Origin of the sequence: Pseudoxanthomonas sp. z9, assembly GCF_006542425.1 — a bacterium.
In the GTDB taxonomy this organism is placed as follows: domain Bacteria; phylum Pseudomonadota; class Gammaproteobacteria; order Xanthomonadales; family Xanthomonadaceae; genus Pseudoxanthomonas_A.
Genome location: NZ_VFID01000007.1, coordinates 532005 through 548514 on the forward strand (window position 1 = coordinate 532005; position 16510 = coordinate 548514).

17 protein-coding genes are annotated in these 16510 nt (G+C 68.7%); 13 read left to right on the forward strand and 4 right to left on the reverse strand.

What is annotated here, in order from left to right; translation table 11 throughout:
* Nucleotides 1-11: 11 nt before the first annotated feature.
* Nucleotides 12-458: a hypothetical protein gene (locus tag FG323_RS09535; protein WP_141454282.1), complete on the reverse strand. Its 447-nt coding sequence runs from the start codon at nt 456-458 to the stop codon at nt 12-14.
* Between the two features lie 61 nt (nt 459-519).
* Entirely contained in the window at nt 520-891 is a 372-nt protein-coding gene (locus tag FG323_RS09540; protein WP_141454283.1) for a hypothetical protein, read from the reverse strand.
* Nucleotides 892-1156: 265 nt separating this feature from the next.
* Here FG323_RS09540 and FG323_RS09545 point away from each other — a divergent pair, with 265 nt between their 5' ends.
* The 6 genes from FG323_RS09545 to FG323_RS09570 all read left to right on the forward strand — a co-directional run bounded on the left by FG323_RS09545 (nt 1157) and on the right by FG323_RS09570 (nt 7760).
* On the forward strand, nt 1157-3127 hold the full coding sequence (locus FG323_RS09545) for a pyridoxal-dependent decarboxylase (protein WP_141454284.1): 1971 nt from the start codon (nt 1157-1159) through the stop codon (nt 3125-3127).
* A complete protein-coding gene (locus tag FG323_RS09550) occupies nt 3124-3501 on the forward strand; it encodes a putative zinc-binding protein (RefSeq protein ID WP_141454285.1) in 378 nt (125 codons plus the stop codon). Before FG323_RS09545 ends, FG323_RS09550 begins: the two co-directional genes overlap by 4 nt.
* A gap of 184 nt (nt 3502-3685) precedes the next feature.
* Nucleotides 3686-4420, forward strand: coding sequence for a DUF3348 domain-containing protein (locus FG323_RS09555; protein ID WP_141454286.1), 735 nt, complete (start codon nt 3686-3688; stop codon nt 4418-4420).
* Nucleotide 4421: 1 nt separating this feature from the next.
* Complete coding sequence (locus tag FG323_RS09560) at nt 4422-6518, forward strand: DUF802 domain-containing protein (RefSeq protein WP_141454287.1); 2097 nt, start codon at nt 4422-4424, stop codon at nt 6516-6518.
* Entirely contained in the window at nt 6515-7177 is a 663-nt protein-coding gene (locus FG323_RS09565; protein ID WP_141454288.1) for an OmpA family protein, read from the forward strand. The genes FG323_RS09560 and FG323_RS09565 overlap by 4 nt, the downstream gene beginning before the upstream one ends.
* Nucleotides 7167-7760: a DUF2894 domain-containing protein gene (locus FG323_RS09570; protein WP_141454289.1), complete on the forward strand. Its 594-nt coding sequence runs from the start codon at nt 7167-7169 to the stop codon at nt 7758-7760. The genes FG323_RS09565 and FG323_RS09570 overlap by 11 nt, the downstream gene beginning before the upstream one ends.
* Before the next feature lie 40 nt (nt 7761-7800).
* On the opposite strand, the gene FG323_RS09575 is transcribed toward FG323_RS09570, so the two are convergent.
* On the reverse strand, nt 7801-9342 hold the full coding sequence (locus FG323_RS09575) for a serine hydrolase domain-containing protein (protein ID WP_141454290.1): 1542 nt from the start codon (nt 9340-9342) through the stop codon (nt 7801-7803).
* Nucleotides 9343-9401: 59 nt separating this feature from the next.
* A complete protein-coding gene (locus FG323_RS09580) occupies nt 9402-9728 on the reverse strand; it encodes a hypothetical protein (RefSeq protein ID WP_141454291.1) in 327 nt (108 codons plus the stop codon).
* Nucleotides 9729-9829: 101 nt separating this feature from the next.
* Here FG323_RS09580 and FG323_RS09585 point away from each other — a divergent pair, with 101 nt between their 5' ends.
* From FG323_RS09585 to FG323_RS09615, 7 genes are all read left to right on the forward strand, one after another.
* Entirely contained in the window at nt 9830-10444 is a 615-nt protein-coding gene (locus FG323_RS09585; protein WP_249889499.1) for a sigma-70 family RNA polymerase sigma factor, read from the forward strand.
* Entirely contained in the window at nt 10441-10911 is a 471-nt protein-coding gene (locus tag FG323_RS09590) for a hypothetical protein (RefSeq protein WP_141454292.1), read from the forward strand. Before FG323_RS09585 ends, FG323_RS09590 begins: the two co-directional genes overlap by 4 nt.
* A gap of 213 nt (nt 10912-11124) precedes the next feature.
* Nucleotides 11125-11799, forward strand: coding sequence for an ABC transporter ATP-binding protein (locus FG323_RS09595; RefSeq protein ID WP_141454293.1), 675 nt, complete (start codon nt 11125-11127; stop codon nt 11797-11799).
* On the forward strand, nt 11783-12766 hold the full coding sequence (locus FG323_RS09600) for an HlyD family efflux transporter periplasmic adaptor subunit (RefSeq protein ID WP_181444153.1): 984 nt from the start codon (nt 11783-11785) through the stop codon (nt 12764-12766). The genes FG323_RS09595 and FG323_RS09600 overlap by 17 nt, the downstream gene beginning before the upstream one ends.
* Complete coding sequence (locus FG323_RS09605) at nt 12763-13752, forward strand: HlyD family efflux transporter periplasmic adaptor subunit (RefSeq protein WP_141454295.1); 990 nt, start codon at nt 12763-12765, stop codon at nt 13750-13752. Before FG323_RS09600 ends, FG323_RS09605 begins: the two co-directional genes overlap by 4 nt.
* Nucleotides 13749-15047 carry a hypothetical protein gene (locus FG323_RS09610; protein ID WP_181444154.1) on the forward strand — a complete coding sequence of 433 codons (1299 nt, stop codon included), beginning with the start codon at nt 13749-13751 and terminating at the stop codon, nt 15045-15047. The genes FG323_RS09605 and FG323_RS09610 overlap by 4 nt, the downstream gene beginning before the upstream one ends.
* Nucleotides 15044-16309 (forward strand): ABC transporter permease, encoded by a 1266-nt coding sequence (locus FG323_RS09615; RefSeq protein ID WP_141454296.1) that lies wholly within the window; start codon nt 15044-15046, stop codon nt 16307-16309. Before FG323_RS09610 ends, FG323_RS09615 begins: the two co-directional genes overlap by 4 nt.
* The last annotated feature ends 201 nt before the right edge of the window (nt 16310-16510 follow it).

A 16510-nucleotide genomic window follows, 5' to 3' on the forward strand; every position in this document is an offset into this window, starting at 1 on the left:
TTCGGCAGCCGTCATTCGTGCTTGCTCGGCTTCATCTGCCCCGATACGACTTGCTCGACGAAGTCTACGATGTCGGCTACCGGGATGGTGAAAACTCCGCCCACGCCCGCGTCATAGGCTTCCCGCCAGAACTTGTAACCTTCCGAGATATCGGGGAGTTGCTCCTCGACACCCTGCAGTTGGATGACGCTCTCATCCAGCGTTTTCTTTGAGACTGGCGCGTGCGGAAGCACGGTCTGCATCGCATTGGGTTCGAGCACGCTTCGCATCTTCAGATTGTCGACGTAGATATGAAAGATCCGGTCGCCCCGGGGCATGTCCTCGAATTTGACGATATGGACACGAGAAGCTTCTTCTCCCGGCCGCGTCTTGTAGGTCCAGATCTGTCCCGCCGCGTAGGTCTGGGCATTCGCGCCCAGCGATACCAACCCAAGCATCAGAAAAAAAGTCGCACGCATCGTGATTCCCCCACGCACTCCATGAATGAATAGGACAGCTAACCCAATGCCGGGACAGCGCTCATCTTTCTTGCTTCATCCTTTGCCATGAACCGAAAACCCTGAATGCGAGAAGCAGAAAGAACGCGACCACCGCAATCCTGAATACCCGTGTCGGTTGAGCCCCCGGGATTGGCAGGAAAGCCATTCCCAGCGCCCCCAGCGCGAACAGGCTCAGAACGACCAGCAATAGCCCGACGGCGATGCGTTTCGAGAACGGCAGCGCGATTGCGGGCGCGGAAACGAACAGCAAGCCTGTCCCAACCACCCCGATGCCTGCCAGTCCTTCACGGACTCCTCCGGTTGCCGCGACACCCAAGAGCAAAAGCCCAAAGCACGCAAGAAGCGCGCCGGCAAGCAAGACGAACAATCGCAGCAGCCGTTGCCAAGGCATTCCATTCCCCGATGACTGTTCCAGAATCGTCGCCGCGCCATGCCTGCTGGTCGGGCCATCCGCAAGCCTAAACGGATTCGTCCACACGGGACAGCGGCCTGCGTGTATCAACACCACCGTTCCCCGACCTGTTTGGCCTGTTCCCCCGACGAGACCGTCGCCGCGGAGCTGTGCCAGGGGCGCACTGCCGCACTTGCCCGCTGTCCGAGCACCCGGTTTGATCTGGATCAGGGGCAGCCGCGCCGCCTTGGCCTAGGCTCGCGCCATGACCCACCCTGCCCAAGCCCCCTTTCCGGCGGGCGCCGACGCCGAGGCCGAGCGCCGCCTGCTGGACGCCTGCTTCCTCGGCCCCTATGCCGAGAACGACACCCTGCTGGAGAAGCTGGTGGTGGAGTTCCTGCGCGATCACGTGCACTGGCGGCGCAATTTCCATCCCGAGGATCCGCCGGCGATTCCCACCCGGGCGGCGCAGCATCCGCAGTACCAGGCGTTCGAAGCGCGCATGCGGCGCGAACTGCACCGGCTGTCGGCGGCGCTCAAGCATTCGGTGCCGTTCCACAGCCCGCGCTACATCGGCCACATGGCCTCGGATCTGCTGCTGCCCGGGCTGGCCGCGCAGATCCTGACCCTGCCCTACAACCCCAACAACGTCAGCGAGGACGCCGCGCCGGTGACGGTGCAACTGGAAGTGCAGGTCGGCCTGCAACTGGCGCGCATGCTCGGCTATCCCGACGATCCGGCCCGCCCGGATTGCGCGTTCGGCCACCTGACTTCCGGCGGCACGCTAGCCAACTACCAGGCATTGCGGCTGGCGCTCGCGTTGAAGGCGTTTCCGGTCGCGCTGATCGCTGCCGGCGTACCCGATCTCGAACTGCCGGCCGACGACGCGCAGGCCTTCAACCTCGGTCCCGCGGGCGGCATCGTCCTGCTGGAACAGTGGCGCCGGTGGCTGGGCCAGCACCCGCCCGCCGAACAGGCGCGCTGGCGCGAACGGGTCGCGCAGGCGCGCATCGAGCAGCTCGGCCTGGTCGAATTTTTCCGCCGCCATCCGACCCTGCGGGTACCGCAGGTGCTCGCGCCGATCACCGCGCATTACTCCTGGAGCAAGGGCCTGAAGATGCTCGGCCTGGGCCGCGCGCAGTTGGCACTGCTGCCCACCCGCGACATGCGGCTGGATCCGGACGCGCTGGAGGAAACCCTGGAAACCTGCCGGCGCGATGGACAACCGGTGCTGATGGCGGTGGCCGTGCTCGGCAGCACCGAGTACGGCACCATCGATCCGGTCGACGCGGTGGTCGCCGCGCGCGAGCGCTCGACCGCACGCGGCCTGGGTTTCAGCGTGCATGTCGATGCGGCCTGGGGTGGCTACCTGACCGCACTGTTCCGCGCGCCGGACGGTGGCCTGCGTTCACGGGAAGACATGCGCCGCGAATACCAGACGTTCCCGCAACCGGAAGTCCACGCCGCGTTCGCGGCGCTCGCCGATACCGATTCGGTGACGGTGGACCCGCACAAGCTCGGCTACCTGCCCTATGGTGCGGGTGCCTTCATCTGCCGCGATCACCGCGCGATGGAGTTGTTGTCGGAACAGGCCGACTACGTGTTCCATCCCGAGGCGCAGGACGACTACCTGTCGCGCTACCGGCAACTGGGCCAGTTCATCCCGGAAGGATCCAAGCCCGGCGCCGCCGCGGCGGCGGTCTACGTCACCCACCGGGTGTTGCCGCTGGATCACGCGAACTTCGGCCTGATGCCGCGGCAGACCGTGCTGGCCACCGAGGCATTCCTGGCACGCGCGCGGCGATTCGCCGACGACATGGCCGGACGGGTCACTGCCATGGTGCCATTCCCGCCGGACAGCAACCTGGTCTGCCTGGCACTCAATCCGCAGGGCAACCGAGGACTGGCGCAGGCCAACGCGTTCGTCCGCCGCCTGCACGATCAGCTGCGCTGCGATACCCGCCAGCCGCTGCAGGTGAAGCAATTCTTCGCCTCCATGACCACGTTGCGGCATTCGGTCGTCGGCGAAGCGCAGATGCAGCGCATCCTGGCCGGACTCGGCATCGACCCCGCGACGATCGGCCATACCGATGACACCGATCGCGTGGTGATCCTGCGGCACACGCTGATGAATCCCTACCTCATCGACCACGAGAACGGCATCAGCTACATCGATCGCTACTTCGACTATCTGGCCACGCACCTGCATGCGTTGGCCGGGGGCGTCGCCGCATGAGCCGGGCCTTGCCGCTGGTCTATTCCTGCTCGGGCTGCTCCAGCGCCGCCCAGATGGCCAACCAGCTGGCGCTGTGGCTGGACCGCGAAGGCGAAGCCGAGATGTCCTGCATCGCCGGCGTCGGCGGCGGGGTGACCGGACTGGTGAGGACGGCGCAGGCCGGGCGGCCGATTCTCGCCCTGGACGGCTGCGTCCTGCACTGCGTGAAGGCCTGCCTGGCCAACGCCGGCGTGCGTGCGGATCTGCACGTCACCCTGTCGGAGCACGGCGTCAGGAAGCGGCGACACGCGGACTTCGATCCCGGCCAGGCGCGCGCCGTCTACCTCCAGGCGGTACTGCCGCCGCTGCGCGCGCTCGGGCCCGGCTCCCGATGAGCTGACCGCCCCCCCACCAGCCGACCTGCCCGGGTCGCAGGCGGGCACCGGCCCGGCCCGGTATCCGGGACGGCCGCCGGTCAGCGCGGGTCCGGTCGAGGCCGGTTCCGGGGGCGGGCCGCCCAGGCGACGGGCGGCGGGTCGCCCCGACCGTGTAAAATGTGCGTTTTTTCAGCCTCATCGAATGTTGGAAGCCTCCCCACGGGCGGCGATTCGTGGCCCGACGTTCATCCGTCTGCTGGCCCGCCTGACGGCCACGGACGTCCCCTCGCCCACGCAACCGCTGTCGGACCGGCTGAGCCACTGGATCGACTGGACCCACGCCGTCGCCCTGTCCACCGCGCTAGACAGCCGGCCCCAGTCCGATCCGCTCGCCGACCCTTTCGCCGAACCCGCTTCGGCCGAAGCCGTGGAAGCGGACTGCGCCCGCGTGCGCGCCGCGTTGACCCGTGCCATCCACGAAGACCCCGCCTTCGATCCCGCCGCCCGGCGCGGCGGCTTGGAGGATTCCCCGGATTACCTGTTCTTCCGCCAGCGCTACCTGTTCCTGCAACAGTCCATGGACACCGCCATCGGGCTTCTGCGGTCCCGCCTGCGCGACGCACTGGCGCCGCGTTCGACGGAACTGGCGCGCCTGGCCGCCGTCGACGCGACGATGGAACGCGCGCTGGCCCGCCGCGAACGCCGGCTGCTGGCCGCCGCGCCCGCGCTGCTCGGTCCCCATTTCGAACGCCTGCGCGCCAACGCGTCGGCAACTTCCCCTTCATCCAACGAACCAGGCGAGCCCGCGACCGTTTCGGACGCGTGGCTGGACAGCTTCCGCAGGGACATGCGGAACCTGCTGCTCGCCGAACTGGATGTCCGCCTGCAACCGGCCGAGGGCCTGCTCTCGGCCCTTCGCACCCACCTGCCTGGATAACATGCTCAGAAACCTGCTCGCTCCCGTCCTCTTTCTCGCCGGTCTGGCCGCTGTCTGCTGGATTGCGGTGGGTTATGTCGGCGCCAACCCGCTGGCCCTGTCCGTCACCCTGCTGATCGGCGCCTGCTATGTCGTCGGCGGATGGGAGCTGTACCGCTACCGGCAGGCCACCGCCACCCTCGCCGGCGCCGTCGCCGATCTGTCCGCGCCGCCGGCCGCGCTGGCCGACTGGCTGGCACGCCTGCATCCCTCGCTGCGCAATCCGGTGCGCCTGCGCATCGAAGGCGAGCGTGCCGCGCTGCCGGCGCCGTCGCTCACGTCTTACCTGGTCGGACTGCTGGTGCTGCTCGGCATGCTCGGCACCCTGCTCGGCATGATGACCACCCTGCGCGGTACCGGCATGGCGCTGGAAAGCGCGGCGGATCTGCAGGCCATCCGCGAATCGCTGGCCGCGCCGGTCAAAGGTCTGGGCTTCGCCTTCGGCACCTCGATTGCCGGCGTCGCCGCCTCGGCCATGCTCGGCCTGCTGGCGGCGCTGTGCCGGCGGGAACGCCAGTTGGCGGTGCAGTCGCTGGACGCGGGCATCGCCTCCGCCCTGCGCGTGCACTCGCAGGCGCACCAGCGTGAGGAAGCCTTCCGCCTGCTGCAGCGGCAGACCGACGCGATGCCCGCGCTCGTCGATCGCCTGGAAGCGATGATGGCCGCGCTGGAGCAGCAGAGCCGCGCCGCCAACGATCAGTTGCAGGCCCGCCAGGATGCGTTCCACGAGCGCACCGAGGCCGTGCACGCGCGCCTCGCCGCCTCGGTGGAGACCTCGCTGAAGGAAAGCGTCGGCGAAAGCGCGCGCGCCGCCAGCGCGGCGCTGCAACCGATCATGGAAACCACCCTGTCGGCGATCGCGCGCGAGACCACCACCCTGCATGGCGCTCTCAACCAGGCCGTGCAACAGCAACTGGACGGGCTGTCGTCCGGCTTCGCCACCACCACCACCACGGTCGCCGATCTGTGGCGGCAGGCACTGGCCGAGCAGCGCGCGTCCAACGGTACGCTGGTGCAGGATCTGCGCGGTTCGCTGGACCGCTTCGCCGGCACGTTCGAACAGCGTTCGGCCGAACTGCTGGAAAACGTCTCCGCGCGCTTCGACTCCGCCAACGGCGCCGCCGCGCAGGCCTGGAACGACACCGCGTCGCGACAGGCCGCCGCCAACGAGGAACTGGCCACGCGCAACCAGCAGGCGCTCACCGCCGCCGCCGCTGCCTTCGAACAGCACGCCGCTTCGCTGGTCGACCGGATGCAGCAGTCGCACGCGGATCTGCAGACCGCGCTGGAAGCGCGCGACCAGCAGCGTCTGTCCGCCTGGAGCGACGCATTCGGCACCCTGAGCGATGCGCTGGGCCAGCGCTGGGAACAGGCCGGCGAACAGGCCGCCGGCCGGCAGCAGGCCATCTGCGACACCCTCGCCGCCACCGCGCAGGACATCTCCGCGCAGACACAGGCGCATGCGCGTGACACCATCGCCGAGATCTCGCGGCTGGTGCAGGCCGCGTCGGAAGCACCGAAGGCCGCCGCCGAAGTCATCGCCGAACTGCGCCAGAAGCTCTCCGACAGCATGGTCCGCGACACCACCATGCTGGAGGAACGCAGCCGCCTGCTGGAAACCCTGCAGACCCTGCTGGACGCGGTCAACCACGCCTCCACCGAACAGCGCACCGCGATCGATGCGCTGGTCACCACCTCGGCGGATCTGCTGGATCGGGTCGGCACCCGCTTCACCGACCACATCGAGGCGGAAACCGGCCGGCTCGGCGACGCCGCCAGCCAGATCAGCGCCGGCGCGGTCGAAGTCGCCAGCCTGGGCGACGCCTTCGGCGCGGCCGTGCAGCAGTTCGGCGACTGGAACGATCGCCTGGTCGAACGCCTGCAGGGCGTCGAGAACGCGTTGGACAAGTCGCTCGCCCGCAGCGACGAACAGCTCGCCTACTACGTCGCGCAGGCGCGCGAAGTCATCGACCTGAGCATGCTGGCGCAGCGCCAGATCATCGAGGATCTGCAGCAGTTGGCAGGTCGCCGGGCAGACGCTGAAACGGAAGCCGCATGAGCGCGGACATCGAGGCCGAGGTCGAATCGAGTACACCGATCTGGGCCGCCTTCGGCGACCTGATGTCGGTGCTGCTGGGCGTGTTCGTGCTGATCCTGGTCGGCGTGATCGGCGCGCAGATGCAGCTGTCGCACCGGCTGGACGAGGAAGTCCGCCAGCGCCAGCTCGAGTCGCAGCGGCGCAAGGCGCTGGAACAGGCGCTGGCGGTGCCGCTGGCCGAAGGCCGGGTGACCCTGGTCGATGGCCGCATCGGCATCCGCGGCAGCGTGCTGTTCGCGTTGAACTCGGATCAATTGCAACCCGAAGGCCAGGCGCTGCTGAAGAGCCTGGCCGGACCACTGGCCGACTACCTGCGCGCGCGCGACGAGATCCTGATGGTCAGCGGCTTCACCGACGACCGCCAGGTGCGCGACGGCAACCGCCAGTTCCTCGACAACTGGGACCTGTCGGCCAATCGCGCGCTCACCGTGACCCGCACCCTGATCGCCGAGGGCGTGCCCGCGTCGTCGGTGTTCGCCGCGGCGTTCGGATCCGAACAGCCGGTCAGCTCCAACGCCAGCGAGGAAGGCCGCGCGCGCAACCGGCGCGTGGAAATCGCACCGATGCCGCGGCCGAAGGCCGCCGCCGCCGCCGCACCCGATCGCGCGCATGAGCGATAACGGCGACCATTTCCCGACACCCACGCCCGTCCGGCAGTTGCTGGCCGAGGCGCTGGCGCGTCGTGCCGGCGAGCACGGCGATGCCGTGCGACAGCGGCTCGAAGCGCGACTGGCGACGCTGCGCGACAGCGACGACCAGACGCGCCGCGTTGCCGCCGTCGCCGCCCCGCCGGCGGGCAGCGCGTTGCGTGAACTGCTCGACCACATCGCCGGACAGGCCGCCGTGCGCGACAGCGAGCAGCTGGCGGCCGGTGATTCGCCACGCCCCTCCTACCCGGAAGTGGCGCAACTGGAAGACGCCCGCCGGCGCTGGTCGCGGATCCGCGCCGAGAGCCAGCTGCGCGAATCGCTGGAAGCCGCGCCGGCCGACGCCGGCCCGCTCAATTCCGGCCGGCTGGTGCATCGTTCGATCACCCTGATGCGCGAACAATCGCCCGGCTACCTGCAATCGTTCCTGTCCTACCTCGACGCGTTGGCCTGGCTGGAGCAGATGAGCGACGGCGGCCTGCTCGCGACCGCAGAAGCACCGCGCGCCGCCACCGAGACCAAGCGCCCCCGCAAGCCGCGCAAGCGTCGCGAATAGCGCTGTTCCAGCCTCCCCGCGCTGCTGATGCGGACGCCGGTCAGCGCGGCGAGGCCGCCGCCGGCCTGGAACCCTCCACTGCCGCCGCGCCGTTCGTCTTGCGGAACACCATGCCGTCGAACGCAATCGACTCGACCCGCGCGTCCTTCATCGTGAAAGCCAGCAGTTGCCCGCTGTTGGGCACGAATTCGATGCGCACCTGATCCGGCTGCCCGGCGCCGGTCGCCACCGCATCCAGCCGGCCCCAGCGGATGCGCAGGCCGTCGGCGCCTTCCGGGGCAACGACCATGTCGCCCAGCAGGTCATGGCGATAAGTGCCGACATAGCCATCACGCGGAAGCGAGAGATGCCAGGCGCGCGCGCGGATCTCCTCGCGCCTGGCGAGCGTGCCGCGCCGGAACGCCTGCGCCTTGGCCTGCAGCTCGGTGAACCGGCGTTCGGAATCCGCGCTGATCTCCGCTTCGCCGAGCAGCAGGCCGTACACGTGATTGGCGATCAGGTTGGTCAGCTGCGCGCCCAGTACGTCCTCGTTGTTGAGCACGACCAGGCCGATGCCTTCCGCCGGCATGAACGACAGGTGGGCGTGGAAGCCGGCGAAGCCGCCGAAGTGGTGCAGCATCGTCCGGCCCTTGTAAGGGCCGGTGTACCAGCCCCAGGCATAACCGCTGCGCTGGAAATCCTGGTATTTCGCCTCCAGCCCGATCCGGGTCTGGTGCGAACGCAGGATCGTCGCCGCCGAGAGGCCGCCGGCGCGCGCATCCGGAAACTGCGCCAGCAGGAACCGCGCGAGATCCGGCGCGGTGGAGACCAGCCCGCCCGCCGCCTGCATGGTGTCGTCGGACTTGGTCAGGTACAGCGGCGCGCGCGGATCCTCGGAGGCGAGCGAGTAGGGCTTGGCCAGGCGCCAGCCGGCGGCCTGCGCGCGGCTGATCCAGGCGGTGGTGTGGCGCATGCCCAGCGGCTGGAAGATCGCACTCTCCAGCTGCGCCTGCCACGGCGTGCCGAACCGCGCATCCATCCAGACGCTGGCGATGTTGTAGCCCACGTTGGTGTACTTGAAGGTGCCGTGCGCCGCTTCCGGATCGGCCGTCGATACTTCCACCAGCGCGCGCCGCGACGCCGCATCGTGCACGCCGCTGAACGCGGTTGCCCAGACCAGCGGCGGATTGTCCACGCCGGAGCCATGGACCAGCAGATCGCCCAGGGTCACCGCGCCCGCATCGAAGCCGGTGAAGCGCAGGCCCGGAAACATTTCCCGCATCGACAGGCGCATGTCCAGTTGCCCGGCGTCTTCCTTGAGCAATGCGTTGAGGGCGAAGAACGGCTTGGTCGCCGAGGCGATGTAGAACACGGTGTCGCGGGTCACCGGCGTGCGCGCGGCGATGTCCGCCTCGCCGAAATAACCCTCGTAGATCACCTTGCCGTCCTTCACCACCGCGACCGCGGTGCCGGAGGGATGCCCGGTGGCGTCCTTGGTCTGCTGGATGAGGCGGGACAGCGGCGCGAAATCCGGTTCGGCGGCGGACACCGGGGCAGGGAGGGTCGCGACCCAGACGGCGACGGCCGCCAGGAGGTGCTTCATGGTCGTTTTCCGATGAAGGGAAGAGACGCCGCCGCGTCGTCGCGGCGGCGGAAGCCGGATCAGCGGACGCGGCGTTCCAGCAGGTAGTAGGCGATGTTGCCCAGACCGGTGGCGCCCAGCAGCAGGGCGATGGTGCCGGGCGTGATCTCCTCGGCGCCGATCAGTTCCACCCCGGCGAAGCCCAGCGCCAGCGCCAGCATCACACAGCCCCAGTGCAGCGAGGCCTGGCGGCGGCGGGTGGTTTCACCCTCCAGCAGCGAGCGCACCAGTTCCTCGGAACCGCGCGATTCGATGACCCGGCGGCGCGTGTAGGCATCCACCACCGTCTTGATGGAATAGACGATGCCGATGATCAGGGTGATGGGGATGAGCAGTTCGAAGTTCATGACGGTTACCGGGAGGGATGGGTTGTCGATTGGGATACGGCCGATGGTCCGCCGGTTGCACTTCTGCCGGTTGCAACCGCTCGCCCCTCCGGCGTATCCCTATGCCGATGCCCGCCCCGTCCACCACCGCCGCCGACGCTGCTACCGCCCCGCGGGCCGACCGCGATCTGGTCGAGGCCGTGCTGGCGGGCCGGCGCGGCGCCTTCGAACAGCTGGTGCGGACCTACCAGGGACTGTGCTGGCGCATCGTGGACGATATCGTGCGGCACCCGGACGATACCCGCGAGCTGTGCCAGGAAGTGTTCCTGCGCATCCACCGATCGCTGCACCAATATCGCGGCGAGAGCGCCCTGAAGTCGTGGGTGGCGCAGGTGGCCTGTTCGGTGGCGCTGCGGCACATCGAGCGCAAGCGCCTGCCGCTGGCCGATATCCATGACAACGAGGACGGCCTGGCCCCGGCCGAACGGGTCAGCGACGGCTTCGACCTGGAGACGGCGACGGCCGACGAGGACATGCAGGCGCATCTGCACGCCGCCATCGACGCCCTGCCGCCGCTGCAGCGCATGCTGCTCACGCTCTACCATCTGGAAGAAATGCCCATCGGCGACATCGCCCGTTCCACCGGACTGGCCGAAGGCACGATCAAGAGCCACCTGTTCCGCAGCCGTAAACGGTTGCGGGAGATTCTGGAAGCCCGCATCGGAGTTCCCGCATGAACCGCCGCGACAAGAATACCTTTCCTCCCGGCACGCCTCCCGAGCCCGCCTTCGACGCCAGCGAATGGGAACAGCAGGAACGTGGCCTGCGTGCCGCCAATCAGGCCGATGACGCCGGACTGGAAGCACTCGCGCACGACTACCGCGTCGTCGCCCGCGCCGTGCGCTCGCGTCCACGCAGCGGGCCGCCGATGGATTTCGCGGCGTCGGTCGCCCGCCAGGTCGCCGTTCGCGAGGCCGGCATCGAACGCCTGCTGTCGCGCTGGCTGGCGATCACGCTGGTGATCGTGCTGGGCATCGTGGGCGTGCGCTACGGCGCCGAGGTCTGGGCATTGTTTCAGCAGGCGCTGGGCCAGACGGCCAGCGGCTGGATCCTGATCGGCCTGGCCTGCGCGGGCCTGTCCTGGGCCTGCGCCCGGGTCCAGGCATTCATGGCGCAGGACCGGATCGCGCATCCGTCGCCCTGAATACGAAAGCCCCGCTTCCCGACGGCTTGCGCATGGACCTCGCCCTGCACGCGTGGCCCATGACCAAAGATACTTGCCGCCCGGCGCCGGTCCGCTGAAATAGCGGACTGGAACGGGACGTCGGGCGGCACCGATGCAGCACCGCGCGGTAGAGGGGAACCTTTCCCGCCCGGCGGCGGTCGGTTGCGATTCGGGGGCATCGAGGGAGCGGGAATGATTGAACTGCATGGCGTGCAGCGCCACTACGCCATGAGCGGGCAGACCGTGAAAGCGCTGGCAGGCGTGGACCTGCGCATCGACGGCGGCGAGTTCGTCGCCATCACCGGCCCATCGGGGTCCGGCAAATCCAGCCTGCTGAACATCCTCGGCTGCCTGGACCATCCGAACGCGGGACGCTACCTGTTCGAGGGCCGTGACGTGGCCACGTTCGACGACGAGGCCAGCTCCGACCTGCGCAACCGGCGCATCGGCTTCGTGTTCCAGAGTTTCCACCTGCTGCCGCGCCTGACCGTGCTGGAGAACGTGCTGCTGCCGCTGCGCTTCCATCGCCAGCCGCCGGCCGGCACCCGCGACCGCGCGATGGCGCTGCTGGACAGGGTCGGCCTGGCCGAACGCCGCGACCACCGGCCCAGCGAATTGTCCGGCGGCCAGATGCAGCGTGCCGCCATCGCCCGCGCCCTGCTGCTGCAACCGGCGCTGCTGCTCGCCGACGAGCCCACCGGCAACCTGGATTCGCGCAGCGCCGCCGACGTGCTGGCGCTGATCGACGAAGTCCATGCCGGTGGCCAGACCGTCGTGCTGGTCACCCACGACAACGACATCGCCGCGCGCGCGCCGCGCCAGGTCAAGCTGCGCGACGGGAGGGTCGAGCATGACGCGTTGCAGTAGGTCCCTGCTGGCCGGCCTGTGCCTGGCCGCGTTGGGCGCATCCGCGCAGGCGGTCGTGCTCACCGGCGAGGTGCGCGCGATCGACGCGCAACAGATCCTCACCCCGCAGTCGAACAGTTCGCCGGTGGTGATCCGCTACTACGTGCCCGAGGGCGAACGGGTGAAGAAGGGCGACGTGGTCCTGCGCATCGATCCGGGCCAGTCCGCCAGCCGCATTCCCGATCTCGAAGCGGAGATCGAACAGGCCCTGGCCAAGAACGCCAAGGACGTGGCCGAATTGCAGGTCAAGGCCGTGCAGGCCGAAACCGAACTGGTCGATGCCGAAGCCGAACTGGCCACCGCGAAGCTGGACGCGCGCATCCCGCGCGAACTGATTTCCGCGCTGGACTACGACCGCTACCAGGGCGATCTGGATCGCACCACCCGCGAGGCCGCGCTCAAGCGCAAGCAACTGGACGCCGCGCGCGCCGCCGTGCAGCGCGCTGTCAGCGACGGCCAGTTGCAGGTGCGCAAGCTGGAACTGGAGCGCGACTACCACACCGCGATGGTGCGGACCTCCGAGGTCAAGGCCGATCGCGATGGCGTGGTCGTGCACGGCTTCAACAACAACTGGATCGGCGGGCGCATCGACGAAGGTTCCTCGACCATGCCCGGCAGCAAGGCGGGCGAGGTGGTCAGCAGCGGACGCATGAACGTGCGCGCCTGGGCGCTGGAACCGGATCGGCGCGACCTGAAGGTGGGCCAGCCGGTGGACCTGAGTTTCGACGCCCTGCCCGGCAAGCGCGTCCCGGGCCGCATCGAATTCATTTCCGGCGCGCCCGAACGCCGGCCCGAATGGGGCGAGGGCCGCTACTTCACCGTCGACGTCACCCTGGACTCGGGTTCGCTGGCGCTGATGCCCGGCATGAGCGTTCGGATCATCGTCCGGCCGCCGGCCGCCACCGCGAACGGAGGCAAGGGCCGATGAAACCTGCTCGATTCAATGCCCTGCGCAATGCCCTGATCCCGCTGGCCCTGGCGTGCATGCTGCCGGTTGCCCATGCCGCCACCCTGCGCGTCGACGGCGAGGTCTACGCGCAGCGCAGCTCGCAGCTGATGCCGCCATCGGTGGATCGCATGTGGCAGTTCAACGTCACCCAGCTGGCGCCGGACGGCAGCTCGGTGAAGAAGGGCGACGTCGTGGTGGCCTTCGACACCAGCGATCTGGTCCGCCAGCTGAGCGAAAAGCAGAGCCTGCTGCAGGAAAAGAAGCGCACGCTGGAAAACCTCAGCCTGGATCTGGCCGAACGCGAGCGCAGCCAGCGGCTGACCACCGCCGAGGCGGAAGCCAAGCACGACAAGGCGCGCCGCAAGACCGAACAGCCGCGGGAACTGATCGCCGCGCTGGAATACGACAAGCTGGTCGAGGAGCGTCGCCGCACCGAACGGCTCGCCGCCCTGGCCCAGGTCGCCGAACGCGCCGCCGCCGAACAGCGCAAGCAGGAATTGCGGCTGGTGAATTCGGAACTGCAGCAGGCGCAGGCCGACGTGACCCGCCTGCAATCCTCGATCGCCGCGCTCAACCTGCCGGCGCCGCGCGACGGCGTGATCATGCACAAGAGCAGCTGGAACGGAGAGAAATTCGACGTCGGCTCGCAGGTCTGGCGCGGCCAGACCGTGGCCGAGATTCCCGATCCCACCACCCTGGCGGTGCGCGCGCAGCTGCCGGAACGCGATCTGCAGCGGGTGAAGGTGGGTGTGCCCGCGCGGATCGTGATCGAGGGTGGCGGCGGCAGCGTCCACCACGGCAAGGTCGCCAGCATCGGCCGTGCGGTGCGCAGCAAATCGCAGGTGCAGCCGGTGCCCATCCTCGATCTGGAAATCCGGCTGGACGACGCCAAGGCGAAACTGCGGCCCGGCCAGGCGGTGCGGGTGGAGTTGACCGTGCCCGACGTCGCCGGAGGTGCCAAATGACCCCGTTTCGACAAGCCGGCCTGGTGCTGGCCCTCGCCTGCGCACTGGCCGCCTGCGGCAAGTCCGAGGCACCGGTCGCCACCGAAACCGTCGCGCCGGGACAGCTGCGCATCGCCGTGCGCGGCGAAGGCGAACTGCGTTCGGCCAAGCCCACGCCGCTGATGGTGCCCGGGCAGAACTGGAGCGCGCGGCAGGTGGAATGGATGCTGCCGGAAGGTTCGCTGGTGAAGAAGGGCGATCTGCTGGCGCGCTTCATCTCGCCCGATGGCGAGCAGCAGTTGGCCCAGGCGATGATCGATCTGCAGCGCAACGCGCTGGCGCGGATCGCGAAGGAAGGCGATCTGGCCTCCGCGCTCGGCCGGGTGGAAGTGGACCTCTCACAGGTCGCCGTGCAGCTGGGCATCGCCCAGCGCTACGCCGAGGCGGATCTGAGCACCGTGGCGCGCAACCAGGTGCTCGACGCCATCGAGGACAAGGAGTACCTGCAAGTGCGCCAGGGCACGCTGCAATGGCAGCGCGATCAATCCGGCGTGCGCGGCGAAGCGGAAATGGCGGTGCTGGACGCGCAGCGCGCGACCTTCGACATCAACGCCCAGAGTCGCAAGTCGGATCTGGACGCCCTGGAGCTGCGCGCGCCCAATGACGGCGTACTGATGCTGTCGGCCAACTGGTCGGGCGACAAACCCATGGTCGGCGCCAACCTGCGCGCCGGATTCGAGTTCGGCAACCTGCCGGACACCGGCGCGATGGAAGTGGAGATCGACCTTCCGCAGATCGAGGCGCAGGGGGTGCAGGTCGGCGATACGGTGGTGCTCAACCCGCTCGGACGCCCGGATCAGCGCATCGAGAGCAAGCTGTCGTGGGTGGCCAGCGCCGCCAAGGTCCGCAACCGCGAGAGCCCGGTGAAGTATCTGTCGATGCGCGCGCCGGTTCCCACCACCGCGGTGGAACGCTACCGCCTGCTGCCCGGCCAGCGCTTCGATGCCACCGTGGTGCTGCTGGATGCGAAGGACGCGATGGCCGTGCCCAATGTCGCCATCGAACAGCGCGACGGCCGGCACTGGGTGCGACTGCGCCAGGGCGGCGACTACGTCGCCCGCGAGGTGAAGCTGGGCGTGCGCGGCACTGCGCGCTCGCAGGTGTTGTCCGGACTGGAACCGGGCGATCAGGTGCGCCTGTCGCAGGTCGAAGTACCCGCACCGGGTGACGATGCCAAGGACGACGCGAAGGACGCCGGCAAGGACACCGCTCCGGCTGGTGACGGCGCCGACGACACGCAGGAAAAGAAAGCATGAGTGGCGCTCCGCTGAAGGGACTGTTCAACCGCCTGCCGACCGTCTGGCGCGAGGCCGTGGAGGAACTGTGGCGACGACGCCTGCGCACCCTGCTGACCCTGCTCGGCATGATCTTCGGCGTCGGCGCGATCGTGGCGATGCAGGCGGTCGGCGAAGGCAGCCGCCGCGAGGCGCTGCGACTGGTGGAAGGCCTGGGCCTGCACAACCTGATTGCCGAGGCCAAGCAGCAGGATGAGGACACGCTGAAGGAGACACGCGAGCGCAGCCTCGGCCTGACCGTGGCCGATGCCGAAGCCGCGCGCGGTGTCGTGCCCGGCGCCGAACGCCATGCCGCCGAGAAGACCATCCGCACCCATACCGTGTTCAGCGATACCGGCCGCAGCGATGCGCAGGCCAGCGGCGTCAGCGCCGACTGGTTCGGCCTGTCCTCGCTGCGTATCCGCGATGGCCGCGCTTTCAGTGCCGAGGACGAAGCCAGGCTGTCGGCAGTGGCCGTGCTCGGCCACCAGGCCGCCGCGGACCTGTTTCCCAAAGGCAACGCGGTCGGCGGACTGATCAAGGTCAACCACGTCTGGCTGGAAGTGATCGGCGTACTCGCCGATCGCGATCTGGGCCAGGACAGTTTCGAGGGCGTGCAACTGGGCTCGGAGAGCAACCATATCTACGTGCCGCTGGCGAGCGCCCGCGCCCGTTTCCGTTTCCAGCCGCAGGAGGACGAAGTGGATCGGTTCCTGCTGCGCCTGGACGACCCGAACCGGCTGGCGGCCGGTGCCGGCGTGCTCGCGGCCGTGCTGGATCAGCGCCACGCCGGCATGGCGGATTACCAGTTGATCGTGCCGCAACAGCTGTTCCAGCAGCACCAGCAGACCCAGCGCATCTTCCAGGTGGTGATGGGCGCGATCGCCGGCGTCAGCCTGCTGGTCGGCGGCATCGGCATCATGAACATCATGCTGGCCAACGTGCTGGAGCGGCGCCGCGAAATCGGCCTGCTGCGCGCGCTCGGCGCGCGCCGGCGCGACGTGATCGCCCAGTTCCTGCGCGAGGCCACGGTCATCTGCATCACCGGCGCGGTGCTCGGCCTGGTGTTTGGCGGCGTGCTGGCCTACCTGATCGCGATGTTCGCCGGCTGGCAGGTCGCCTGGGCACCGCTGCCGATCCTGCTTTCGGCCGGCTTCTGCGCACTGGTCGGCCTGGCCTTCGGTGTATATCCGGCACGACAAGCTGCACAGTTGGATCCCATCGCGGCGCTGCGGCACGATTGAAGCCGACTCAGCCCCTTGACCAGCCATCGGGCTGTTGAAAGCGAAAAATGGGGATTGAGGGGGATTTGGTTTTGGCGCGAAGAGCAAGCGCTCCTCAACAGCCGAATGGCTGGTCAATCCCCCGTCACCTGCTTCGCAGGCGCCCGCCCCCTTTTTCAAAGGGGGCTGATCAGGCGGTGGCCGTTTCCCCGGAATAACCAT